This window comes from Pseudofrankia sp. EUN1h, from assembly GCF_001854645.1.
GTDB lineage: Bacteria > Actinomycetota > Actinomycetes > Frankiales > Frankiaceae > Pseudofrankia > Pseudofrankia saprophytica.
The window spans coordinates 373343-397311 of record NZ_MBLN01000025.1; the positions used below are offsets into that span (position 1 = coordinate 373343).

The window sequence follows — 23969 nt, forward strand, 5'->3', positions numbered from 1 at the left end:
AGCCCCCTGGCGCGAGCCCCGGGCCTCGGAGCAAAACAGCGGCCCCAACGAAGTTGACCAAAGGTCAACGAGCAACGCAACGTAGCCCAAACGATCCAGGGGTCCAGGGGCGAAGCCCCCTGGCGTGGGGTCCGGGGCTCGGCCCCGGAGCAAAATAACGGCCCCCGGCGAAGTTGACCAAAGGTCAACAAGCAGCGGAAACCAGCTCGAGTGGACCTAGGTGGACTTGAAMCACCGGCCTCTTCCTTATCAGGGAAGCGCTCTAACCGACTGAGCTATAGGTCCGTATGTCACGTCTGCGTCGCAGCCTACAGGATATCCAAGGGCCCCAAGGGGGCGAAGAGCTCCTGCCGGAGCCAAGAGTACAGGATGGCGGCGCCGCTGTGGGCGGCGCCGCCGGGACGTCAGCGGTCGCTGAGGGTGACCTCGATGCCGCCGATCATGTCGGAGCAGAGGTTGTAGAGAAGTGCGCCGAGCGTGGACAGCAACGTGATCAGGATGACGTTGATCGCGCCGATGAGCAGGCTGATCTGCATGGCGCGGCCGAACGACAGCCAGGAGCTGACGTTGTGGCTCTCGTCCGTGGTCAGCGTGCCCGCCGCCTCGACGATGCTGTCGAAGACGCCGATCGAGTTCAGGACGAACCAGAGCACCGCGACGGCGACCATGATGACGAGGAAGACGCACAGCGAGAACGCGAACGCCAGCCTGGTCACGGTCAGCGGGCTGACCCGGGTGAGCCGCAGCTTGGCGCGTCGGCCGGCGCCAACCTGGCTGAGGTCGTCCTCACCCTCCTGGTAGCCGTCCACGTAGTCCTGGCGCGGGTCCTGGCGCGCCGGCTCCGGCCGGTCGTACCGGCCGGGCTGGCCCTGGTGACCGGTCGGCCCGGGGTAACCGGCGGCGCCGGGGTCCTGGCGACCGTCGCGCGGTGGCCTCGCCCATTCCTGGTCGGCGCGCCCACGGTCGAGCCCCGGGCTACCCAGCGGCGCACCCACCGGCCCGGCGGGACGGCTGGCGGACGTCGGCGCCGGCACGCGTTCGGCTGGGACGGCGGGAGCGCGAGACGGCTTGGCCAGGTCGGGCTTCACCGGCTCCGCGACGGTCCGGTCCGGGTCGGGACCGGGGGCGGCGACGGCGGCGACCTTGCGGGTGTCGGCGGCGCCCGGACGGTCGGCACGCTCTGGCCGCGGCGCGGCGCGCTCTGGCCGGTCCCGCTGCTCCGCGGGCTCGGCGGCACCGCCGCGGGCACGGGCATCGCGGCCGGCGTCGCGCGCCTTCTCCGGGCCCCGAGCTGGGTTACGCACGATGGCCATCGTGTCGGGGTCGCGCGGAGGTTGCGCCTGCTGGTCCGCTCCGGCCGGTTTGGCCGGCGCGCCGCGGCCAGCCGCGGCATAAGGCTCCGACCGGTCAGAGCGGTCCGAACCGCCCTTGTCCGCGCTCGGCGGCGGGGGTACAACCGGAGCGGGGACCGTTGCCGTCGCCGCGGACGCGGACGGCGACGGCTTCGCGTCCAGCGTGGTCGTCTTCGCCGGGGCCTTCTTCGCCGCGGCCGACGCCGCCGACGAGGTCACGGACCGCACGACCGCGGTCTTCTCAACGTCGGCCTCGCCCACGCCAGTTCCTGGCGACGTGGGCGTCTTCGTCGCCGTCCTGGCGGGAGCGCTGTCGGCGGGCGACCGGGTGGGGGCCGAGTCGTTCTTGCTCCCCGGCCGCTCGAAGAACGGGTTGCCGTTGCCCGATGCTGAGCCCTCGTCGTCGGTGGCGGTCGCCGGGAGCGCGCCGGCCCTACCCGACCGTTCGTCCTTGTCGCTCACGCGTCTCCCCTCAGCTGCCCGTCAGCCCCGCCGTCAGCCGGCCGCCGGCTCGTCGCCCTCGACGTCCTCGGCATCAGCATTACGCGCGACGCCCACGACCTGCACACCGGGCTCAAGGTCGATCAGCTTCACGCCCATCGTCTGGCGCTGCGCCCTGCGGACGTCCTTGGCTACGGTACGCAAGACGCCACCGTTCGACGCGATGGCATAAAGCTGATCGTCAGGCTCGACGACGAGCGCCCCGACAAGGTTGCCACGACTGGAGACGATCTTCGCGGTGAGCACGCCCTTGCCGCCGCGGCCCTGGACCGGGTACTCGCCCAGCGGCGTCCGCTTGGCGTAGCCGCCACTGGTCGCCACCAGCAGGTCGGCCCGCAGGTCCGGCTTGACGACGGCGATCGAGAGCAGCTCGTCGGCGGCGTCGAACCGCATGCCGATCACTCCGGCGGTGGCGCGGCCCATCGGGCGCAGCTGCTCGTCGTCGGCGTGGAAACGGATCGACTGGGCGTTGCGGCTGACCAGCAGCAGGTCGTCCTCCGCGCCGACGAGCCTGGCGCCGATCACCTCGTCGTCCTCGCGCAGGTTGATCGCGACGAGGCCACCGGTGCGGTTCGAGTCGAAGTCCGCGAGCGCGGACTTCTTGCACAGCCCGCGCTTGGTGGCGAGCACCAGGTAGGGCGCGGCCTGATAGTCGTGAATCGCCATCACCTCGGCGATGCGCTCGTCCTGGCCGAAGGCGAGGATGTTCGCCACGTGCTGGCCCTTGGCGCTGCGGGCCTGCTCCGGCAGCTCATGCGCCTTGGCCCGGTAGACCCGGCCCTTGTTCGTGAAGAACAGCAGCCAGTGGTGCGTGGTCGTGACGAAGAAGTGCTCGACGATGTCGTCCTCGCGCAGCGCCGCGCCCTGCACACCCTTTCCGCCGCGCTTCTGCGAGCGGTACAGGTCGGTCTTGGTCCGCTTGGCATAGCCGCCCCGGGTGACCGTGACGACGACGTCCTCCTGGGCGATCAGGTCCTCGATGGACATCTCGCCTTCGAACGGCACGATCCGGGTGCGCCGCTCGTCGCCGAACTTGTCGACGACCTCCTTGAGCTCCTCGCTGATGATCTCACGCTGCCGCTGCGGCGAGGCGAGGATGGCCTCGAGCTCGGCGGCCCGGGCGCGCAGCTCGGCGGCCTCGTCGGTGATCCGCTGCCGTTCCAGGGCGGCGAGGCGGCGCAGCTGCATGTCCAGGATCGCGGTGGCCTGGATCTCGGAGAGCGAGTAGCGCTCCATCAGCTGGACCCGGGCGGCGTCGGCCGACTCCGCGTTGCGGATCAGCGCGATCACGTCGTCGAGGTGGTCGAGCGCGATCAGCAGGCCTTCGAGGACGTGCAGCCGCTCGCGGGCCTTGCGCAGCTGGTAGCGGGTCCGTCGGACGACGACGTCGACCTGGTGCTCGACGTAGTAACGGATCATCTGGTCGAGCCGCAGGGTCCGCGGCACACCGTCGACGATCGCCAGCATGTTGGCACCGAAGGTGTCCTGCAGCTGGGTGTGCTTGTAGAGGTTGTTCAGCACGACCTTGGCGACGGCGTCCCGCTTGAGGTCGATGACCAGGCGCTGGCCGATGCGGGCCGAGGTCTCGTCCCGGACGTCGGAGATGCCGGAGATCTTGTTGTCGCGGACCAGCTCGGCGATCTTCTCGGCGAGGTTGTCCGGGTTGACCTGGTAGGGCAGCTCGGTGACGACGAGCTGGGTGCGGCCCTTGTTCTCCTCGACGTTGACGACGGCGCGCATCCGGATGCTGCCGCGGCCGGTGCGGTAGGCCTCCTCGATCCCGGAACGGCCGACGATGAGACCGGAGGTCGGGAAGTCGGGGCCCTTGACGAGACCGATGAGCGCCTCGAGCAGTTCCTCGTCGGTGGCGTCCGGGTGGTCGAGGGCCCACTGGACGCCGGCGGCGACCTCGCGCAGGTTGTGCGGCGGGATGTTGGTCGCCATGCCGACGGCGATGCCGCCCGCGCCGTTGACGAGCAGGTTCGGGAACCGGCTCGGCAGAACCAGTGGCTCCTGGGAGCGCCCGTCGTAGTTCGCCGCGAAGTCGACGGTGTCCGCGTCGATGTCGCGCAGCATCTCCATGGCCAGCGCGGCCATGCGGGCCTCGGTGTACCGCATGGCGGCGGGCGGGTCGTTGCCCGGAGAGCCGAAGTTCCCGTTCCCGTCGACGAGCGGGTAGCGCAGCGACCACGGCTGCGCGAGCCGCACCAGGGTGTCGTAGATCGCCGTGTCGCCGTGGGGGTGGTAGTTACCCATGACGTCACCGACGATGCGGGAGCACTTGAAGTACCCCCGGTCCGGCCGGTAGCCACCGTCGTACATCGCATAGAGCACCCGGCGGTGCACGGGCTTGAGGCCGTCGCGGACCTCGGGCAGGGCACGCCCGACGATGACCGACATCGCGTAGTCGAGGTACGACCGCTGCATCTCGACTTCGATGCCGATCGGCTCAATCCGGTCGCCAGGCGGCGGTAGTACGTCGACCACGATGTCCTTCCAGGGCAGTGCGGAACCTGTCGGTTATTACCCCAACAGCACGGAACTAGTCGGTTAGTGCGCTATGTCGCAGTTGGTGCCACCGAGCGCGGCCAGCCTGCGCACCGGCCAGCCGCGCTCGCTCATGACCAAGACCCCGTCGATCGCCCTGCCGGGCACCCCGTCGGACGAAGCCCGACATCGGGGGTTCCAGGGGGTCGCCCCCCTGGGCGGACATCGCGGGCTGCCCGGGAAGCTGGCCAAAGGCCAGCGACCAGGGCTGCCCGCCTCGGGCGGCGAACAGGGTTCGTCCCGATCAGATATCGAGGAAGCGGACGTCCTTGGCGTTGCGCTGGATGAAGCTGCGGCGGGCGTCGACGTCCTCACCCATCAGGACGCTGAACAGCTCGTCGGCCACGGCCGCGTCGTCGAGCGTGACCTGCAGGAGGATCCGCTTGTCCGGGTCCATGGTGGTGTCCCACAGCTCGGTCGCGTTCATCTCGCCGAGGCCCTTGAACCGCTGGATCGCGTCCTTGGGCAGCTTGCGCCCCGACTCGACGCCACGCTCGACGAGCCCGTCGCGCTCCCGGTCGGAGTACGCGTACTCCCAGTCCTCCCGCCCCCATTTGATCTTGTAGAGCGGAGGCTGCGCGAGGAAGACGTGGCCCGCCTCGACCAGCGGGCGCATGAACCGGAACAGCAGCGTGAGCAGCAGCGTCCGGATGTGCTGGCCGTCGACGTCGGCGTCGGCCATCAGCACGATCTTGTGATAGCGCAGCTTGGCGATGTCGAAGTCGTCGTGGATGCCGGTGCCGAGCGCCTGGATCAGCGCCTGGACCTCGGCGTTCTTGAGCACCCGATCGATACGGGCCTTCTCCACGTTGAGGATCTTGCCGCGCAGCGGCAGGATCGCCTGGTACTTGGAGTCACGCCCGCCCTTGGCCGAGCCGCCGGCCGAGTCGCCCTCGACGATGTAGACCTCGCAGCGCTCCGGGTCGGTGTACTGGCAGTCGGCCAGTTTGCCGGGCAGGCCGGTGCCACCGAGCAGGCCCTTGCGCCGGGTCAGGTCACGGGCGGCGCGGGCGGCGATCCGGGCGCGCTGTGCGTCGAGAGCCTTGGAGACGATGGCCCGCGCCTCGACCCGGTTGGCGTCGAACCAGTCCCGCAGCGCCGAGTACGCCATCTCCTGGACGAACTTCTTCGCCTCGGTGTTGCCGAGCTTCGTCTTCGTCTGGCCCTCGAACTGCGGCTCGGCGAGCTTGACGGAGATGATCGCGGTCAGGCCCTCGCGGATGTCGTCGCCGGAGAGCCGCTCGTCGGCGTTCTTCGCGCCGGCCTTGACGGGCTTGAGCAGGTTCTGGTCCTTGGCGTAGATGTTCACCGCGCTGGTCAGCGCCGCCCGGAACCCCTCCTCGTGCGTGCCGCCCTCGTGCGTGTTGATCGTGTTCGCGAACGTGTAGACCGACTCGTTGTAACCGCCGTTCCACTGCATCGCGAGCTCGGCCTCGATGCCCTTGCCCTTGGCCTCGAGCGCGATGATCGTCTTGTGGATCGGCTCCTTCGTCGCGTTCAGGTGGGTGACGAAGTCGGCGAGGCCGTGCTCGTACATGAACGTGACCTCGACGGGCTCCTCGCCGCGCTCGTCGCGCAGCGAGATCGAGATGCCCTTGTTCAGGAAGGCCATCTCCTGCAGGCGCCGGTAGAGGGTCTCGTACTTGTACTCGAGGGTCTCGAAGATCTCCGAGTCGGCCCAGAAGGTGACCGTGGTGCCGGTGCGCTCGCTCCTCTTCAGCGGCGCACCCTTCTCCAGCCGCCCGGGACGCTGCGCGGTGTACGTCTGGGCCCAGACGAAGCCGTCGACCTTGATCTCGACATCGAGCCTGGTCGACAGCGCGTTGACGACGCTGATGCCGACGCCGTGCAGGCCGCCCGAGACGGCGTAGGACTCGCCATCGAACTTGCCGCCGGCGTGCAGCTTCGTGAGCACGACCTCGACGGTGGGCCTTTTCTCGGTGGGGTGCATGCCGACCGGGATGCCGCGGCCGTTGTCGACGACGCGCACGCCACCGTCCGCGAGCAGCGTCACCTTGATGGTGTCGCAGTACCCGGCGAGCGCCTCGTCGACGGAGTTGTCCACGACCTCGTAGACGAGGTGGTGAAGGCCACGCTCCCCGGTGGAGCCGATGTACATGCCTGGCCGCTTGCGGACCGCGTCGAGACCCTCGAGAACCTTGATCGAACTAGCGTCGTACGCCACGCACCGGGTCCCCTCGTCAAGGCCACATCGCCAGGCCCCTTCGTGGGGCCCCTTCGTTATGGGCCGAAGTCCTCATCAGTCTACCTGGCAACCCGCCACAACAGACGCAGGGTGGCGCCTGACGTCCGCGTAGCGACCCGACAGAGGCCTGACCGAACCCCCCTACGCACGGGGCGCCCGACGCGCTGTGGCGCCGATCCACGCCGATTCCCGCTCGCGAGGGCCAGCTACGGGCTGGTGCTCGCCCAACGGGCACGTTCCCCGAATGCCCCGTCACAGCGCGCGAGGATCGACGAGGCCGACGCGGGCGAAGCCCCCGGACGGCTGGCCTGGCCGCTATCCGTAGGTATCGCGAGGCCCTCGGCCGCCGGGCATCTGAGCAGGCCCGTGCCGCCACGAGGGCGCCGACGGCCCGCGCACGTTGATCCGGGTGACGACGTCGGGGCCCAGCTCCCGGCGCAGCTCGCCGAGGATCCGGCCGGCCAGGAAACGCAGCTGGGTGGCCCAGGCGGTCGACTCCGCGGCGAGCTCCAGCACTCCGTCGCGCAGCGAGACCGGGGTGGCGTGCGCGCTGATGTCCGGGCCGACGATGGCATCCCAGCGCGCCAGCACCGTCGAGTCGGCCGCCTTCGCGCGCCAGCCGCGCGCCGCGAGCATCCGCTCGACGGCGGTGCCGAGGGAGGTGGGCTCGCGCCACTCCCGCCCCGGCGCGGCGATTCCCGGCAGCCTCGGCCGGCGCGGTGGCTCCCGGTCGTCGTCGCCATCCGTTCCCTCAGGACGGGAGTCGGGCCGCGAGGAGTTCGGGGAGTCGGCGTTCCCGTCGGGGTTGCGGCCGGCTCGGCCCCCCGAGCGTGCGCGGGCCCTGGCATCCGCTTTCGCGGCGGCAAGCACCTGACGGGCGAGGTCGGCCCCCTTGGGCGTGGCCGCCCCGGCCGGTTCCGCCGGCCCAGGATGGTCGGCCGGCCCGGGCCGGCCGACCGCCGCCCGGCCGTCCGTCTGTTCGCCTGGCTCAGTCGGCAAGGCTGACCTCCCCCGTCCGCACGGTGAACCGTGGCCCCCCCAGCTCCTCCGGCACGTCCGCGCCGACCRCCGCGGTGATCAGCACCTGCTCGGCCGACGCGACCAGCTCGGCGAGCCGGCGGCGGCGGTGCGTGTCGAGCTCGGCGAACACGTCGTCGAGCAGCAGCACGGGGCCGCGGTCGTCGGCGCCCAGCAGTTCGAAGGCGGCCAGCCGCAGCGCGAGGGCGAGCGACCACGACTCGCCGTGGCTCGCGTAGCCGCGGGCCGGCCGGCCGCCCACCGACAGGACCAGCTCGTCGCGGTGCGGGCCGGCCAGCGTCACGCCGCGCTCGACCTCCCGCGGCCGCAGGGCGGCCAGCTCGGCGAGCATCGCGCCCGCGATCGCCTCCCGGTCGGCGCCCTCGGGCAACGGCACCGAGCACCGGTAGTCGACCCCGACGGCCGTCGACGTCTCGGTTCCCGCCACCGCCGCGTAGGCCGTGGCGATCTGGGGGCGCAGGTCGTCGACGAGCGCGAGCCGGGCGGCGAGCAGCTCGGCGCCGTGCCGAACCAGCGCCTCGTCCCAGGAGTCCAGCGTGCGCAGGTCGCCCCTGGCCCGCAGCAGCGTGGTCCGCTGGCGCAGCACCCGCTCGTAGTCGGCGATCACCCCGGACAGCCGGGGAGCGCGCGCCACCAGCAGCTCGTCGAGAAAGCGGCGTCGCTCAGCCGGGTCGCCCTTGACCATCGCCAGGTCCTCCGGCGCGAACAGCACGACCGACAGCAGGCCGAGCAGGTCGCGAGGGCGAGGGAGCTGGCGGCGGTTCAGCCGGACCCGGTTCGCCCGGCCGCTGACGATCTCGATCTCGGCCAGCGCCGCCCTCTCCGCGCGCACGACCCGAGAACGAATCACGGCGCGCTCGGCGCCCTCCCGGATCAGCGGCACGTCGCCAGACACCCGGTGGCTGCCGAGCGTCGCCAGGTAGCCGACGGCCTCGAGCAGGTTCGTCTTGCCCTGGCCGTTGGATCCCACGAACGTGACCACTCCGGGCGGGAGGGTCAGCTCAAGCGACGAGTAGGACCGGAAGTCGACCAGCTGCAGATGCGTGACGTGCACGTCACCCGTTCAGCCGTTCAGCTGGATCGGCATGAGCAGATAGCGGTAGTCGGGAGCCTCGCCCTCGCCGGCGCCCTTGCCGGTGAGGATCGCCGGCTTCTTCGCCGCGACCTCGGCGTCATCGGCGCTGGCGAAGCCGAACTCGACCTGGTCGGAGTCGATCGCGTTCAGCGCGTCCTGCAGGTAGGCCGGGTTGAACGCGACCGCCAGGTCCGGGCCGGAGTAGGTCGACGGCAACGTCTCGGACGCCTGCGCCTCACCGCCGTTGCTGCCGGCCTCCAGCTCCAGATGGTCCTCGGTGAACGCGAGTTTCACCGGCGCCGTCTTGGGCGCCACCAGGGCGACCCGCTTGACCGCCTCCAGCAACGGAGCCTTCTCCGCCGCCGCGATCAGCGGGCACGAGTCGGGCAGCAGCTTGCGGTACGGCGGGAACTGGCCGTCCACCAGCCGGGTGGTGGTCTGCCGGCCGTTACCGGCGAAACCGGCCAGCGCCTCGCCGGAAGGGCCGGTGCCGAGCGCGATCGCGACCTCGACCGAGCCCCCGGACAGCGACCGGGCCGTGTCGAGCAGCGTGCGCGCCGGAATGAGCGCGACACCAGCCGCGTCGGGGCTTTCCGGACGCCACTTGAGAGTGCGCACCGCGAGCCGGTAGCGGTCGGTGGCGGCGAGCGTCAGGACATCGCCCTCGATCTCGAGCCGAACACCGGTGAGCACCGGCAGGGTGTCGTCCCTGCCGGCGGCGACCGCCACCTGGGAGACCGCGGCGCCGAACGCGCCACCCTCGATGTAGCCGGTGATGGGCGGCAGCGGCGGCAGTGCCGGGTACTCCTCGACGGGCATGGTCCGCAGGGTGAACCGCGCGTTCCCGCAGGCGATCACCAGGCCGTTGCCCTCCGTCCACACCTCGACCGGCGCGGCGGGCAGCTGCTTGGTGATCTCCGCGAGCATCTTGCCCGGCGCGAGCGCGCGCCCCTCCTCGGAGATCGTCGCCTCCAGCTTCGCCTGGGCGGCCACCTCGTAGTCGAACGCGGCAACCACCAGGCCCGGCCCGCTCGCGTCAAGGAGCAGCCCGGTCAGCACCTGCTGCTGGGCCGCGGTAGCCGTGCGACTCGGCAGGCTGCGCGCGGTCCAGGCAACCGCCTCGGTGAACTCGTCCCGTTCAACCCGGAACCTCATGCCTGCCTCCTCTGGCGGCGACGAACCGAACCAGCATCTCAGAGCCCTCCGACAGCCCTGCGAGCGGTCCAGTCATCCGCGCAAGCGAGCGACCACGCAGAGCGACCGGGGCAGGTCGGCGCGGGGCGGCGGCGCGCCGAAGGTTCTCTGGCGTGGCCTGGAGCGGTCACGTCCACGTCCCCTCGGCGGGGAGTGGACCTGTCGGCCACCACGCGAACCCCGGCCGGGTAGCCCGGTCGAAGGCATCGGCCAGGAGATCACGCAGGAGACCACGGCGGCCGGGCGCGAGGCGTCCGACCAGACCAGGCGCTCGGCGCGTTGTCCCCAGGGCCCAGTACTTCAGGCTTTTGATCTCTTGGAAAATTTAATGGATCGCCGTAGTAGTAGGGCCTGTGGAAACTGGGGATAACCAGCGTTCGCGCAGGTCAGGGGCCCAGGAGCACGGTGGAGAGCGTGTGGGTGGAGCTGTGGGTGAGCCGGGTCGTCGTCCACAGGGCCGTTCCGTCCCCAGGCGCCATGCACCGTTCATCCACCGGTTGCCCCCACGTCGTCCCCAGGCTGTCCCCAGTTCTCCACAGCCCGTCCGCAGGGTTGTCCGCAGCCCGCCCCCAGTTCATCCACAGGCTTGTCCACAAGCTGTGGGTGAATACCACCCAAGTGGTCTCGCGGCCGCTGTGGGCGCCCCGGTGGTTTGTTCCTGACGGACTGGGCCAGTTGCGAAAGAAGTGCTTCGTTCGCCGGATCTCCGGCCRATGCAATGGGTACGGCGCCCAGCTGACCTGGGCAGACTAGTCACTCGGAAGYAGATGACTAGTCATTCAGAATCAGGAAGAAACGTCCATCGCCCGCGAACGCGGCGACGAGAGTCCACGGAGCGCGCAAGCTCACGCCAACGCCTGTTCATACCCAGCGATATCCACAGCCTGGGGGTATCTATGGCCCGTCGGCGGGACGTGGAGCGGCGGAACCAGTGGCCACTGGCCACTGGCCGGGGTTAGAGGTGCCGGGTCTCGGCGCGGATGCGGTTGGTCAGCTCGGTGACCTGGTTGTAGATGGCGCGGCGTTCCGCCATCAGGCCGCGGATCTTGCGGTCGGCGTGCATGACGGTGGTGTGGTCGCGGCCACCGAACTGCTGGCCGATCTTCGGCAGCGACAGGTCCGTCAGCTCCCGGCAGAGGTACATCGCGATCTGGCGGGCGGTCACCAGCACGCGGCTGCGGGACGTGCCGCACAGGTCCTCCATCGAGACCCCGAAGTACGCCGCAGTCGCGTTCATGATCGAGGTCGCGGTGATCTCGCTGCTGGTCGCGTCCGGGATGAGGTCGCGCAGCACGATCTCGGCCAGCGTGCGGTCGACATGGGACTTGTTCAGGCTGGCGAACGCGGCGACCCGGATGAGCGCGCCCTCGAGCTCGCGGATGTTGCGCTGGATGTGGGTGGCGATGTACTCGAGGACGTCCGGCGGGACCGGCAGCCGCTCGGTGGCCGCCTTCTTCGACAGGATCGCGATCCTGGTCTCCAGGTCCGGCGGCGTGACGTCGGTGATCAGCCCCCACTCGAACCTGCTGCGCAGCCGGTCCTCGAGCGCGGAGAGCTGCTTGGGAGAGCGGTCCGAGGAGATGACCAGCTGCTTCTCGGTGTCATGCAGGACGTTGAAGGTGTGGAAGAACTCCTCCTGCGTCCGCTCCTTGTTCTCCAGGAACTGGATGTCGTCGACCAGCAGCACGTCGGTGTCCCGGTAGCGCCGTTGGAAGGCCTGCTGCCGGTCGTCCCGGATCGAGTTGATGAAGTCGTTGGTGAACTCCTCGGTGCTGACGTACTTCACCTGGGAGTCCGGGTAGAGCTTCAGCGTGTAGTGGCCGATCGCGTGCAGCAGGTGGGTCTTGCCCAGTCCCGAGTCCCCGTAGATGAACAGCGGGTTGTAGGCCTTCGCCGGCGCCTCCGCGACCGCCACGGCGGCCGCGTGCGGGAACCGGTTGCTGTCGCCGATGACGAACGTCTCGAAGACGTACCGGGGGTTGAGCCGGGCCGGCTCGGACGGCCGCGGCTCCGGGTCGCGGCCGAGCCCGGTGGCCACCCGCTGGATCGGCGGCGCCGACGGGTCGAGGAACTGCTCCGGCGCCCCGCCCCCGCGGCCGGCCCCGTCGTGGGCCGGGTCCTCGCGCTCGCGGGTGACCGCCACCGGCGCCGACGGCAGCACCATCGGGCCGGTCATCGGCTCGGGATCCGTCTGATGTTCGACGGTGACGGCCACCCGGATCTCCCGGCCGTACGCGGCGGTCAGCGCGGTGGCCAGGAACGGGCGCAGCCGGGAGTCGAGCAGGTCCTTGGTGAACTCGTTCGGGGCCGCGAGCAGCGCGGTGTCCTGCACCAGGCCAAGCGGCCTGGTCAGCCGCAGCCAGGCCCGCTGCTGCGCGGACAGCGTCCCGTCCGCCACCCCGGCCACCGCCTGCCGCCAGACAGCATGCAGGTCAGGGTCGTCCCCCAGGGGTAGCTGGCGCTGGGAACCCGTGGCAGAGGGCGGTTCGCGGTCGTTCACGGGTGCTCCTCGGCGGGTTGGCCAGGTCGGCGGACGCGGCGTTCGGAGCGCGACGGGGTCGCGTCCCCTCGGCCGACGCACGGCGGGTGGACTCAGGTGAGACTCGGACGGGACCACGGCGCGGCGCACCGGGTTCTCCACATCGTCGTCCACAACCTGTGTACGGACATGACACCGCATCCGGCGTGCCGCCGGCACGGTAGCCCCTTCCCCGCCGATTAACTAAGCGAGACGTTGGCGCCGTTCGGCGCGTTCGGCATCTATCCCCGTCCGGCGCCGGGGAGCCCGGCCGCGGCTGTGTAAGCTGGAGCGTCGCCAGCGGGTGTCGTCTCTAACGGGGCGGCTCGTGCCCACCGGATCTTTCGAGGAGTCCCTCGGGAGCGTCCTTCGGGTGTGCGGTGCGCTCTTCTCGATGCGTGCGTCGAACCGGGAGCCGCACTGGCGTAGCCTGAGAACGGACAGCGTCTGCCTGTCGCGTCCCTGACCGCCAGTTACCCGGAGTCGTCACGTGAGCAAGCGCACCTTCCAGCCGAACAACCGTCGGCGGGCCCGCACCCACGGGTTCCGGCTCCGGATGCGTACCCGTGCCGGCCGCGCCATCATCTCCGACCGTCGCCGCAAGGGCCGCCGCGAACTGTCCGCCTGAGGCGGACATCGCCGGCGCTCGGTTACCGGCTCCGATGCTTCCCGTCCGTGCCCGTGTCAACTCCCGGGACGAGCATGCCCGGATTGGGCGGGAAGGGCGCCGGTTCAGCTGTTCGCCGCTGATCGTTCACGCTCTCAGCACCCGTGACTCCGGCCCGGCCAGGGCCGGCTTCGTGGTGAGCCGCAAGGTCGGTACGGCGGTGACCCGTAACCGGGTCCGTCGGCGCCTGCGGGAACAGACCCGTTCGCGGCTCGCCTCGGTGCCGCCAGGCACCCTGCTGGTCGTCCGCGCGCTGCCCGCGTCGGCTGAGGCCAGCTCGGCCGAACTGGCCGACGCGCTCGACCGCGGGCTGGCGGCGATGCGGTCCGGTCGGACGCGGTCCGGCCGGGACCGCCCGGCCCGGGCTCGCGCGACGACGCCCGGGACGACGGCGAAGCCGCGCCCGGTCATGGGCCGGTCAGGCAACCCAGCCGAAGGCCGCGCCGCCGTGGCCAAGCCGGACGCGACCTTCGGCGTCCCGGACGACGAGGCCGTGAGCCGGCCGGTGAGCTCGGACGAGCCGCGCCGGAGCCGACGATGAGCCGCCCCGTCTGGGCGCTGTGCGCCCTCGGAGCGCTCGCGCTCGTCGATCTCACGCTCGCGTCCGCGACGTTCGGCCGGTGGCTGCCGGCGGTCGCCCGTGACCGTTCCGGCGCCGTCCGCGGCCCGCTGGCGTGGCTGCTCGCCGCCCTGATCCGCGGCTACCAGCTCGTCTGGTCGCCCCGGTCGGCCGGCGCCTGCCGATTTGAGCCGTCGTGCAGCGCCTACGCGCTGTCCGCCGTTCGTATGCATGGTGGGGTAAGAGGCGGCCTGCTTGCCTGCTGGCGCCTGCTGCGCTGCCAGCCGCTATCCCGCGGTGGGTACGACCCAGTACCTGTACAGTCCGCCCGAGGGGCCTGGAGGAGTTAGACCGGTGCTGGATCCGCTTTACCATCTCGCGGCGAACGCGATTGTCTTCTTCCACAAGGGCTTCGGTCCGATCTTCGGCCAGGACAGCTTCTTCGCCTGGGCCTTCTCTGTCGTCCTCCTGGTCGTCTGCGTCCGCATCCTGATCTTCCCGCTGTTCGTCCGGCAGGTGAAGTCGCAGCGGACGATGCAGCTGATGCAGCCCCGGATCAAGGAGATCCGGGAGAAGTACGGGCACGACAAGCAGGTCATGCAGCAGAAGATGATGGACCTGCAGAAGGAGCACGGTAACCCGCTGCTCGGCTGCCTGCCGATCTTCTTGCAGATCCCGCTGTTCCTGGCGCTGTTCCACGTCTTCACGCACCTGTCGCCGATGAACGAGGGCCCGGGCGGCTCACTCATCTGGCGGCCTYGCGTGGGCCTGAGCGCCGACCAGGTCGAGCAGATCGCCTCGGCCAAGGTGTTCGGCATCTCGCTGGCGACCYCGTTCACGTCGAAGTCGAGCCTGCTGGACTTCCTGCACGCGAACGGCACGCACGTCAAGATCGTCGCTGTCGTGCTCATCGTGCTGATGGGCGCGACGACGTTCTTCACCCAGCGCCAGATCATGTCCCGCACCGGGCCGACCGACCCGCAGCAGGCGATGGTCCAGAAGGTCCTGCTCTACGGCTCGCCGGTCATGCTGGCCATCTTCGGTTTCCGGTTCCCGATCGCCGTCCTGATCTACTGGCTCACCACCAACCTGTGGAGCATGGGCCAGCAGTTCTACGTCATCAGGCGGATGCCGCCGATGACGCCGGACGCCTCCGGCCGGCTGCCCGGCGCGCGCCCCGCGACCGCCGCCGCGGCCGCGGGTGACCGCCCGACCCCGTCGCGGCCGGCTCCGGGCGCCAAGCCCGCTCCGGGTGCCCGCACCAAGGGCAAGGGCACCGCCGCCGGCACCCGGCAGACCTCGCTGACCAAGGCGACGCCGCCGGCTACCGCGAACGGCGCGGGCACGAAGCGGAACACGACGTCGGCGAACGGCTCCACCGTCGCCAAGAGCGGCTCCGCGCCGGCTGGCACCAGGTCGCCGCGCGGTGGCGCGTCGAACCGGGTAACGCAGCCGCCCAGCGTCGCCAAGGACTCGGGCACGAAGGACTCGGGCACGAAGGACGTGGGCATCACCGACTCGGAGGCTTCGCCGTCGGCGAGCGGCTCGGCCGCGCCGACCCCGGCTCCTGTCCCGGCCGGCGTCACCCGGCACGTCGGCGGGTCGCGCCCGGCCGCGAAGCGCAAGAGTGGCGGCAAGGGGAAGCGCCCCGGCGGACGGCGGTGAGCGGTCGCGACGGCTCCCCCGGCGGCCGGCCGACCTCGTGCGCCCTGAACGAGGGACCGCCGCCGATGGCGGCCCACCTACCCATGGAGTTGCGCTGATGAGCAGTTCCGACCTCGCCGCCCCCATCGACGAGGACTTGTCGGGGGCAGAAGCGTCGACGAGCCCGCAGGAGCGGCTGACTGCCCTGGAGCAGGAAGGCGAGATCGCCGCCGACTACATCGAGGGCCTGCTCGACATCGTCGACATGGACGGCGACCTGGACCTGGACGTCGAGGGCAGCCGGGCGGTCGTCGCGGTCGTCGGTGACGGCCTCGAGAAGCTGATCGGCCCGAGCGGGGAGACGCTGGAGGCCCTGCAGGAGCTGACCCGGCTCGCCGTGCTGCAGAAGACCGGCGAGCGCAGCCGGCTGATGCTCGACGTCGGCGGCCATCGTGCCCGCCGTCGCGCCGAGCTGCGCGAGCTCGCCGCCGATGTGGCCAAGCGGGTCGCCGGCGGTTCCAAGAAGGAGAAGCTCGCGCCGATGACCCCGTTCGAGCGCAAGGTCGTCCACGACGTCATCGCGGACGTCGAGGGTGTGCGCAGCGAGTCCGAGGGCGAGGAGCCCAACCGCTGCGTCGTCGTCATGCCGGTCTAGAAGGCCAAGGGCGCGCGATAATGATCTTTTATCGCGTGCCCTTTGGCCGTTGTTTGGGGATCAGAGGGCCAAGGGCGCGCGATAAGGATCTTCCTTCGCGCGCCCGGCGGCCGTTGTTAGGGGATTACTGAAATGGCGCCCGCTCCCCTGGCCGACGCGGCGGGGACGCGGGCCGAGCCCGGCGAGTCCGCGCGCGCCGTCCGTACCTCGGGCGGCGCGCGCCGTCGCCCGCCGGCCCGCCTCGCCCGCCTCGGCGGAAGCGACCTCTGGTGGGCCGGCGGGGTCGGCCTGGCGCTGGTCGCGCTGGACGTCGTGCTGCGGGCCTACCTGCGGCGACCGTTCTGGTACGACGAGATCTGGCGGGGCCATTTCGTCAGTGAACCGCTTGGCTCGTTCTGGTCGGAGCTGGCACGGGCGAACACCCCCTCCGCCGCCGGCTGGGTGGTCATGGAGCGGCTGGGCGGCGACCTGCTCGGCTGGCACACGTGGGTCCTGCGCCTCCCCGGGTTCGTCGCCCTGCCCCTGCTTGGCGTCGGGATCGTGCTGCTGACGGCCCGTTTCGTCGGACCGGTACCGGCGGCGTTCGCCGCGCTGTGGACCTGCCTGAACAGCTCGTTTCTCGACCTCGGCACCCAGCTCAAGCCGTACACCGTCGAGACGCTCGCCGCCGTCGTCGCGGTCCTGCTCTGGACGGGCGACGAGCGCGGGAACACCCGTGCCAGCGATGCTCACCCTGCCGCCAGTCCCGACAGCATCCCCGACAGCGGCACGGAGCGCCCTGACAGTGGCCTGGACCGCGGGCGACTGGCCCGGCGTACGGTTGCCGGCCTCGTAGGCCTGTTCTCCGTGCCGGCCGTCTTCGTCATCGCCCCGCTCGCCGCGGCCGACGTGGTGGCCGGGGCGGTCCGCGCCCGCCGGGCCTCCCGGGCTCGGCAGGGCGCCGCCGGCGTCGTCGCGGCGGCCGGGTGGCGGGCCCTGGAAGCCGCGCCCGCTCTGGTGCTCACCGGGGCGAACACGCTGTTCTTCGTCGGGCATCAGTCCAGCCAACGACTGGGGCACTACTGGGACGCGCAGTTCCTCGCCGGGCGAGGAATCGGCGGCGGGCTCTCGTTCATCGGCGGCCAGCTGGGTGACTTCGTGACCGGCACGCCACCCGGTATCGATCGCTACGACCCGAGCCTGCTGCACCCGCCGACCGACGGGTCCTGGGTGTCGGTCTGGCTGTTCGCCCCGGTGGTCGTCCTGTGCGCGCTGGCGGGCGTCGTGAGGCTTGCCCGGCGGCACGACGGCCGGCAGGTGCTCGCCGCGCTCGGTGGCGCGCAGCTCGCGATGCTCGCGGCGAGCGCGGTCCGATTCTGGCCCTTCGGACCGACCCGGACCAATCTGTTCCTGGTCCCACTGATCGTTCTGGTCGTCGTCACGGGTGCCGCCGACCTGATTCGACGTCTTTTTAAGATCGTCGGAGCCGGTACCCCTACCCTAGGCCGAGACGTAATCGCTCCATCGCTTTCGGTTACGACCGCTGCGGATGACGCCCGTTCCCCGGCGAGCCAGGTCCCCACCCAGGTAGGCCTGGTTACGGGACGGCGGAGGCCGCTGCGCCGCGTGGCGGCGGTCCTGGCCGTCGTGGCGCTTGGTGCCGTCGGGGTCGGAGCTCAGGTGTCCTCGGCGGCGCGCGACGGCCGGCTCTACGAGCAGCGTGACCGACTGCGCGGCCTGGACCTCACCGTCGACGCCGCGACCGCGGCACGCCGGCTCTACCGGCCGGGTGACCTCGTGGTGGTGGGCGGCCGGCTGATGCGCCCCGGCTGGATCTATGCCATGGAGGCCAGCGACGATGCTCCGATGCGTCCGGCCGCTCTCCCCGCCCGGGACGCCCCGGACGAGCCGGCCCGGATTCCCCGTGCGGACACACTGTTCTTCTCCGAACCGGGCAAGGGCGAGGTGGCCCGTGGGGTCGCGGCTCGCCTGCCCGGTCCGCGGCGCATCCTGCTCTTCGTCTTCGAGCCGGACACGGTGGCCGCTCGCTCGGACCTGGATGACCTCCGGCGTGCCGGCTGGTGTCCGGACGAGGCTCACGGCTTCGCCCTGACCGGGACCCTCACCGTCCTGGTTCGCTGCTAGGCCGGTGGCTGGGTCGGTCGTTGGCCGGCCGGCCCGAGGCTTCCGGCATTGCCTAGAGGGCCCGGAGGCCGTTGCCTCCGGATCACCAATGGCTCCTGTGAGCGGGTACGTCGGCATGGCTTCGCGCATGTTGCCGGGCGCGTCGTGGATGCTGGGTGGGTGCGGCGTTTGTGCGGCTGCTCGGCGGCCTGTTCCCTGTCCTGTTCCTTGTCCTGTTCCCCGTTGTCCCGGTGCCCGTCCGCGTCCCCGTTGGCCTGCGCGGCGGCCCGGTGAGTGAGGTCCTGACTCCGCCGCCGATGGCGGCCGAGGTGTTCGGCGAGGCGCTCGACAGCGCGATCCGGTATGCCGAGCTGCTTGCCACGGCGGGCGTCGAGCGCGGGCTGATCGGTCCGCGGGAGGCCGACCGGCTGTGGGACCGGCACCTGCTCAACTGCGCGGTGCTCGCCGAGGTCGTTCCGTCCGGGGTGACCGTCGTCGACGTCGGTAGCGGCGCCGGTCTACCCGGGGTGCCGCTGGCGCTGGCCCGGCCGGATCTGCGGGTGGTGTTCCTCGATCCGATGGAGCGCCGGACCGTCTTTCTTCGAGAGGTGGTCGCCGCCCTGGATGGTGGGAGCCGGATGTCCGTGCTGCGGGGGCGTGCGCCGGATGTCGGTGTCGGGAAAGACGGGCTACGGTGGGATGTGGCCGTAGCCCGAGCGGTGGCCCCGTTGGAGCGGTTGGGCGGCATGCTGCTTCCAGTCGTCCGGCCCGGGGGTGTCATGCTTGCCATGCGCGGTTCGCGAGTCGATGAGGAACTCGCCGAGGCGCGAGACGGCCTCCGTTCGCAAGGATGGCGGGATTTGCGGGTCCTCAAGTGTGGAGAAGATCGGCTGGCCGAACCCACCCGCCTGGTCTCGGCGGAACGAATGGCTGATGGGGCGGGGCGACGCAGCGTCGGAGATCGGCACGATGGCAGGCAGCGTGAACAACAACGGGGACAGACGACACGAGAGCAACGGCGGGAGCGCGGACCGGCGTGTTCCACGTGAAACAGCGTCGACGGGGCTGGGGCTGGACCCTCTGGACCCATCGACCCCGATCGGAGCGGCGGCGGCAGCGGCGGTGGAAGCACTGACTATGGAACGGCGACGACCCTTCCCACGACCGACCCGACAGCGAATCTTCGCGGTGGCCAACCAGAAGGGCGGCGTCGGCAAGACCACGACGACCGTCAACCTGGCGGCCGCCCTGGCCATGCACGGCGTCAGCGTGCTGGTCATCGACCTCGACCCGCAGGGCAACGCCTCGACCGCGCTCGGCGTGGACCATCGCTCCGGGGTGCCGTCCATCTATGAGGTGCTGCTAGGCGACCGGCCGCTCGATGAGGTGATCGCCAAGTCCGGCGAGGCGGACGGCCTCTTCGTCGCCCCCGCGACGATCGACCTCGCCGGCGCGGAGATCGAGCTGGTCTCCATGGTGGCCAGGGAGGGCCGGCTGCGCCGCGCGATCGCGTCGCTGACCCACGAGGTCGACTACGTCTTCATCGACTGCCCGCCGTCGCTGGGGCTGCTCACCGTGAACGCGCTCGTCGCGGCCAGGGAGCTGCTCATCCCGATCCAGTGCGAGTACTACGCGCTCGAGGGACTAGGCCAGCTGCTGCGCAACGTCGACCTGGTGCAGGCGCACCTGAACCAGGAGCTCCGGCTCACGACGATCCTGCTCACCATGTACGACTCCCGTACCCGCCTGGCGGACCAGGTCGTGCAGGAGGTCAAGGAGCACTTCGGCGATCGGGTGCTGGGCACGACGATCCCGCGCAACGTCCGGCTCGCCGAGGCCCCCAGCTATGGCCAGTCGGCGCTGACCTACGACCCGGTCTCCCGCGGGTCGCTCTCCTACCTCGCGGCTGCCCGCGAGCTGGCCGAGCGCGGCGTCGAGGCGCCGCGCGGAACGGCGACCCGATGAGTCCCCCGGCTCGGCGGGTCGGCGGACTCGGCAAGGGGCTCGGCGCGCTCATCCCGACCGCGCCGCCGGGCGGCTACGACGGCTACGCGGGTAACGCGGGTACCAACGGCTCCCGGATCGGTGCCGATCCGGTACCGGTCCACGGAGCCGTGTTCCGGGAGATCCCGGTGGACTCGGTGACGCCGAACCCGCGCCAGCCCCGCACGAACTTCGACGAGGACGCGCTCGAGGAGCTCTCGGCGAGCCTGCGCGAGGTCGGGCTGCTGCAGCCGATCGTCGTCCGCGAGGTGCTGCCGGATCAGTACGAGCTGGTCATGGGCGAACGTCGCTGGCGCGCGTCCAAGCTCGCGGGTCTCACCGAGATACCGGCCATCATCCGGGACACCGCCGACGAGGCGATGCTGCGCGACGCGCTCCTGGAGAACCTGCACCGCCAGCAGCTCAACCCGCTGGAGGAGGCGGCCGCCTACGAGCAGCTGCTGCGCGAGTTCGGCGCCACCCACGACCAGCTGGCCACGAAGCTCGGCCGGTCMCGGTCGCACGTCACGAACACGATCCGGCTGCTCGGCCTGCCGCCGGCCGTCCAGCGCCGGGTCGCGGCCGGGGTGCTGTCCGCGGGCCATGCCCGGGCGTTGCTCGGGCTTGGCGACTCGGAGGCGCAGGACCGGCTAGCCACCCGCATCGTCGCGGAGGGGCTTTCCGTGCGGGCGGTCGAGGAGATCGTGGCGATGGGCGACGAGGGCCCGCGCAAGCGGGCGCCCCGGACGCCGCGCCAGGCGCCGCCGGCACTCTCCCAGGTGGCGGAGCGCCTGGCCGACCGGCTGGACACCAAGGTGAAGGTCGACATGGGCCGCAACCGCGGCAAGATCACCGTCGAGTTCGCGAGCCTCGAGGACCTGGAACGCATCGTCGCCGCCATGGTCCCGACCGAGCTGTGACATTGGTTCGCTCCGTGCGGGCACGGCGCTCCGGTCCCGTGCTCGCTTCGCTCGTAGGGGAGCCTCCGCGGAGGCTCCCCTACGAGCCAGCTCGGTTACGTCCCGCTTGAACCTTGCGAGACCACCTTCGGCTTGGCGCGGGACCCACAAGCCGGCGTTTGGTCTATGCGGGCGCGGGGGTCGGGGAGGGCGTGCCGCCGATGGGGCGGAGGATGCCTTCTGGGTTCATCGAGCCCAGTAGGCGTTCCAGGGCGACCTCGACGTCCTCGCGCCAGGTGACGGCGTTCTTCACCTCGAGTCGCAGCCGCGGCCAGCGGCGGTGCGGACGGACGGTCTTGAAGCCCACAGCGAGTAGATAGTCGGCCGGCACGACGCAGCGGGTGCCCTCGTCCTGGCGAAGGTCACCGAACGCCTCGATGGCACGGTAGCCGCGCCGGATGACGTCCTTCGCCATCGCCTGGATGAGAACGCGCCCAAGCCCCTGCCCGGCGAACTCGTCGACGATTTTCGCCGTCATCAGCAGAACGGCGTCAGAACTCACCGGGCTGGTCGGGAAGGCAATCGAACGAGGCACGTAGGCAGGCGGCGCGTACATCGCGAAGCCTGCGGGCACGTTGTCGACGTAGATGACTTTCCCGCAGCTTCCCCACTCCAGCAGCGCCGAAGAGACCCAGGCTTCCTTCTCCAGGTCAGTGCCGCCGGCCTCCTCGGCCCGGCTGCGCGCAACCGGGTCGAGTTCCCAGAACACGCACCGGCGACACCGCTGGGGCAGGTCATCGATGTTGTCGAGCGTAATATTCGCGACGCGACGACTCATTGCTGGCGCTCCGCACGTCGAGGGATCCAGTAGCTGGCCCTAGCCTAGGCGCCGTACCAGGAATCTTCCTGGTGGACGGGGTGGATGTGGGCGCGGGGCGCCCCTGCCTTCAGGCATTGCGCGACCAATCGGGCGTGATGCACGGCCAGCCCGGGCCGCACCGGCTCGCCCGGGCTTGGGGTGAGGCGAAGGGGCGAGTGGGTGGGTAGGAGTTGAGCGTTGTTTCACGTGAAACGCGCGTCGACGGAAATCGCCGGATCGCGCAGCCAGACGGCCCGCCGCACCGCCCCCGCCGCCCACACCTCCTCGCCCGTGGCGTCCCGGAATTGCGCCGTCCGAGACACCCGGTCACGGTGACGCCGGAGTTGGTGAGACACCGACACACGTGCCGCATGAATTGCCGGCCCGAACAAGCCTCAGGAACGAGTTACGACCCGGGGGACCCGGAGCTGACCGGTCGGCGGATCCTGCTCGGGCGGCAGGTACAGCCGCTGGATGGCGGTGAGGACGGCTTCGGCGATGGCCGCCCGGTACACCGGCGAGCCGAGCGCCGTCGCGTCGCGAGGACTGGTGAGGTAGCCGACCTCGATCCGCACGGCCGGCATGGCAGTCCGGCGCAGCAGCTCCCAGGTCTTGGGATGCGTCCAGCAGTCGAGCATGTCCGTGCGGGACACGAGTTCCTTCTGGATGAGCGTCGCGAGCCGCTCGCCCACCGCCGACGAGCCATGGGCGTTGCCGAAGTAATAGCAGGAGACGCCTTCGGCCTTGGACGAGTCGCTGGCGTCGGCGTGTAGCGAGATGAGCAGGTCGGCGCCACGCTCGTTGGCTCGCCTGGCCCGCTCGGCGTCGTCCGGTGCCTCGTCGGCCGCGTGCACGCGAAAGGTCTCCAGGCCGGACGACCGCAGCCGGACCTCCAGCCGGTTGGCCAGGTCCGCCACGATGTCACGCTCGTTCAGTCCATGGGCGACGGCGCCGGCGTCCTCGCCGCCATGGCCGGCGTCGATRGCGACGACCGTGCCAAGCAGCGAGGACCCGCGCACGAGCAGCCGTGTCGACTCGCGCAGGACGTCCGGGCGGCCGCCGGTGACGGTGCGCTCCAACCGCTTGAGCTCGCGCAGGGTCTGCGGACCGCAGCGGCCATCCGGTTCGAGGCCCCGGTTGCGCTGGAAGTCGCGGACGGCCGCCTCCGTGCGCGGCCCGAAGATGCCGTCGCTGCGGCCGACGTCGAAGCCCATGCTCGACAGCCGCGTCTGGAGCGCCGCGACGTCGTCGCCGACGAACGGGCGGCTGGTCGCGTAGTAGAGCAGCCGGTCGCCCAGCCGGTGGCGTGCCTCGTCGAGCGCACGGGTGGTGTCCGGCCCGATGATCCCGTCGACCGACAGCCCGCGACTCTGCTGGAAGGCGCGCACGGCACGGTCCAGGCTGTCGTCGAACTGGTCGGCCCCGGGCGTCTCCGAGCCCTCACCACCGGGCTGCCGCGGAGCCGCTGGGAGGAAGGACAGATGGGTCAGGGCCGCGCGCGCATCGGCCACGCCCGGACCGCGGTCACCGAGCCGGAGCAGCTTCACGGGACATCAGCGTAGGCGATCCGGCCGGCCGAGCGGGGGCCGCGGGCGTGACCGTCCCGCTAGTTCTGGCTCCTCCTGATTMCGCCCGGCCCCAGGGGGGTGGACCGCTGCGGGCACGGGCCGGTCGTCCGCTCGGCCGGGCGTCGGTTCGAGCGGCCGAGAAAGCGATCGGAAACGAGTTCGGCCCGTCGGCCTCGCCACGTAGGGCGAAGCCGACGGGCCGTGGGGGCTCGCTGGCCGGGACCGGCCCGGAGGCCGGGCCGTGGGGCGGGATCAGATGAACTCGGCGAGGTCGTTCAGGAGGGCACGCTTCGGCTTCGCGCCGACGATGCTCTTCGCGATCGCGCCATCGACGAACACGGCCATCGTCGGGATCGACATGATCTGGTAGGCGCGCGCCGTCTGCGGGTTCTCGTCGATGTTGAGCTTGACGACCCGCAGCGAGTCGCCGTGAGCCGCCGCGATCTCCTCCAGGACGGGGGCGACCATCTTGCACGGCCCGCACCACTCGGCCCAGAAGTCGACCAGTACGGGCTTGTCACTTTTGAGCACCTCGGAGTCGAACGTCTTGTCCGTCACCGGGGTGGTGGCTCCTGCCATCGCTTTCTCCTTGGGTCGTGGG

General features: G+C 70.9%; 19 protein-coding genes and 1 tRNA gene. 9 read left to right on the top strand and 11 right to left on the bottom strand.

The window, feature by feature from the left end:
- Positions 1-211: 211 nt before the first annotated feature.
- The 8 genes from BCD49_RS07895 to dnaA form a co-directional block, all read right to left on the bottom strand.
- Positions 212-285, bottom strand: a tRNA-Ile gene (locus BCD49_RS07895).
- Positions 286-404: 119 nt separating this feature from the next.
- Positions 405-1814, bottom strand: a complete 1410-nt coding sequence (locus BCD49_RS45825; protein WP_007511700.1) for a DUF3566 domain-containing protein — start codon at positions 1812-1814, stop codon at positions 405-407.
- Positions 1815-1847: 33 nt separating this feature from the next.
- Positions 1848-4340, bottom strand: a complete 2493-nt coding sequence (gene gyrA, locus BCD49_RS07905; protein ID WP_007511698.1) for a DNA gyrase subunit A — start codon at positions 4338-4340, stop codon at positions 1848-1850.
- A 304-nt stretch (positions 4341-4644) separates the two neighbouring features.
- Positions 4645-6585 carry a DNA topoisomerase (ATP-hydrolyzing) subunit B gene (gyrB, locus tag BCD49_RS07910; RefSeq protein ID WP_007511696.1) on the bottom strand — a complete coding sequence of 647 codons (1941 nt, stop codon included), beginning with the start codon at positions 6583-6585 and terminating at the stop codon, positions 4645-4647.
- Between the two features lie 336 nt (positions 6586-6921).
- Positions 6922-7605 (bottom strand): DUF721 domain-containing protein, encoded by a 684-nt coding sequence (locus BCD49_RS07915; protein ID WP_007511694.1) that lies wholly within the window; start codon positions 7603-7605, stop codon positions 6922-6924.
- Positions 7595-8698, bottom strand: a complete 1104-nt coding sequence (recF, locus tag BCD49_RS07920) for a DNA replication/repair protein RecF (RefSeq protein WP_071041318.1) — start codon at positions 8696-8698, stop codon at positions 7595-7597. The genes BCD49_RS07915 and recF overlap by 11 nt, the downstream gene beginning before the upstream one ends.
- A 9-nt stretch (positions 8699-8707) precedes the next feature.
- The gene (gene dnaN, locus BCD49_RS07925) at positions 8708-9874 is read right to left on the bottom strand and encodes a DNA polymerase III subunit beta (protein WP_007511690.1); all 1167 of its coding nucleotides are present in this window, start codon (positions 9872-9874) and stop codon (positions 8708-8710) included.
- Positions 9875-10868: 994 nt separating this feature from the next.
- Complete coding sequence (gene dnaA / locus BCD49_RS07930) at positions 10869-12413, bottom strand: chromosomal replication initiator protein DnaA (RefSeq protein ID WP_007511686.1); 1545 nt, start codon at positions 12411-12413, stop codon at positions 10869-10871.
- Between the two features lie 508 nt (positions 12414-12921).
- Here dnaA and rpmH point away from each other — a divergent pair.
- The 9 genes from rpmH (at position 12922) to BCD49_RS07975 (ending at position 20962) form a co-directional block, all read left to right on the top strand.
- On the top strand, positions 12922-13059 hold the full coding sequence (rpmH, locus tag BCD49_RS07935) for a 50S ribosomal protein L34 (RefSeq protein ID WP_007511684.1): 138 nt from the start codon (positions 12922-12924) through the stop codon (positions 13057-13059).
- A gap of 34 nt (positions 13060-13093) precedes the next feature.
- Positions 13094-13639 (top strand): ribonuclease P protein component, encoded by a 546-nt coding sequence (gene rnpA, locus BCD49_RS46110; RefSeq protein ID WP_007511682.1) that lies wholly within the window; start codon positions 13094-13096, stop codon positions 13637-13639.
- Positions 13636-14007, top strand: a complete 372-nt coding sequence (yidD, locus tag BCD49_RS07945; RefSeq protein ID WP_007511680.1) for a membrane protein insertion efficiency factor YidD — start codon at positions 13636-13638, stop codon at positions 14005-14007. Before rnpA ends, yidD begins: the two co-directional genes overlap by 4 nt.
- A 4-nt stretch (positions 14008-14011) precedes the next feature.
- Positions 14012-15322, top strand: coding sequence for a membrane protein insertase YidC (gene yidC, locus BCD49_RS07950; protein WP_071041319.1), 1311 nt, complete (start codon positions 14012-14014; stop codon positions 15320-15322).
- Positions 15323-15419: 97 nt separating this feature from the next.
- The gene (locus tag BCD49_RS07955) at positions 15420-15956 is read left to right on the top strand and encodes a Jag family protein (RefSeq protein WP_007511677.1); all 537 of its coding nucleotides are present in this window, start codon (positions 15420-15422) and stop codon (positions 15954-15956) included.
- Between the two features lie 132 nt (positions 15957-16088).
- Positions 16089-18080, top strand: a complete 1992-nt coding sequence (locus BCD49_RS07960) for a hypothetical protein (RefSeq protein ID WP_007511675.1) — start codon at positions 16089-16091, stop codon at positions 18078-18080.
- A gap of 155 nt (positions 18081-18235) precedes the next feature.
- Positions 18236-19108: a 16S rRNA (guanine(527)-N(7))-methyltransferase RsmG gene (gene rsmG / locus BCD49_RS07965; RefSeq protein WP_007511674.1), complete on the top strand. Its 873-nt coding sequence runs from the start codon at positions 18236-18238 to the stop codon at positions 19106-19108.
- Positions 19029-20024, top strand: a complete 996-nt coding sequence (locus BCD49_RS07970) for a ParA family protein (protein ID WP_425343319.1) — start codon at positions 19029-19031, stop codon at positions 20022-20024. The genes rsmG and BCD49_RS07970 overlap by 80 nt, the downstream gene beginning before the upstream one ends.
- Positions 20021-20962: a ParB/RepB/Spo0J family partition protein gene (locus tag BCD49_RS07975; RefSeq protein ID WP_007511670.1), complete on the top strand. Its 942-nt coding sequence runs from the start codon at positions 20021-20023 to the stop codon at positions 20960-20962. Before BCD49_RS07970 ends, BCD49_RS07975 begins: the two co-directional genes overlap by 4 nt.
- A gap of 163 nt (positions 20963-21125) precedes the next feature.
- On the opposite strand, the gene BCD49_RS07980 is transcribed toward BCD49_RS07975, so the two are convergent.
- The 3 genes from BCD49_RS07980 to trxA form a co-directional block, all read right to left on the bottom strand.
- Positions 21126-21779, bottom strand: a complete 654-nt coding sequence (locus BCD49_RS07980) for a hypothetical protein (RefSeq protein WP_007511669.1) — start codon at positions 21777-21779, stop codon at positions 21126-21128.
- 416 nt (positions 21780-22195) lie between these two features.
- Complete coding sequence (locus BCD49_RS07985; protein ID WP_007511667.1) at positions 22196-23347, bottom strand: N-acetylmuramoyl-L-alanine amidase; 1152 nt, start codon at positions 23345-23347, stop codon at positions 22196-22198.
- A 273-nt stretch (positions 23348-23620) separates the two neighbouring features.
- Positions 23621-23947, bottom strand: a complete 327-nt coding sequence (trxA, locus tag BCD49_RS07990) for a thioredoxin (RefSeq protein WP_007511665.1) — start codon at positions 23945-23947, stop codon at positions 23621-23623.
- Positions 23948-23969 lie beyond the last annotated feature (22 nt).

What these genes read in the sequence shown, in the direction of transcription:
- dnaN (WP_007511690.1), bottom strand. Translation starts at nt 9,874, where the DNA reads ATGAGGTTCCGGGTTGAACGGGACGAGTTCACCGAGGCGGTTGCCTGG.
- rnpA (WP_007511682.1), top strand. Translation starts at nt 13,094, where the DNA reads ATGCTTCCCGTCCGTGCCCGTGTCAACTCCCGGGACGAGCATGCCCGG.
- yidD (WP_007511680.1), top strand. Translation starts at nt 13,636, where the DNA reads ATGAGCCGCCCCGTCTGGGCGCTGTGCGCCCTCGGAGCGCTCGCGCTC.
- BCD49_RS07955 (WP_007511677.1), top strand. Translation starts at nt 15,420, where the DNA reads ATGAGCAGTTCCGACCTCGCCGCCCCCATCGACGAGGACTTGTCGGGG.
- BCD49_RS07960 (WP_007511675.1), top strand. Translation starts at nt 16,089, where the DNA reads ATGGCGCCCGCTCCCCTGGCCGACGCGGCGGGGACGCGGGCCGAGCCC.
- BCD49_RS07970 (WP_425343319.1), top strand. Translation starts at nt 19,029, where the DNA reads ATGGCAGGCAGCGTGAACAACAACGGGGACAGACGACACGAGAGCAAC.
- BCD49_RS07980 (WP_007511669.1), bottom strand. Translation starts at nt 21,779, where the DNA reads ATGAGTCGTCGCGTCGCGAATATTACGCTCGACAACATCGATGACCTG.
- trxA (WP_007511665.1), bottom strand. Translation starts at nt 23,947, where the DNA reads ATGGCAGGAGCCACCACCCCGGTGACGGACAAGACGTTCGACTCCGAG.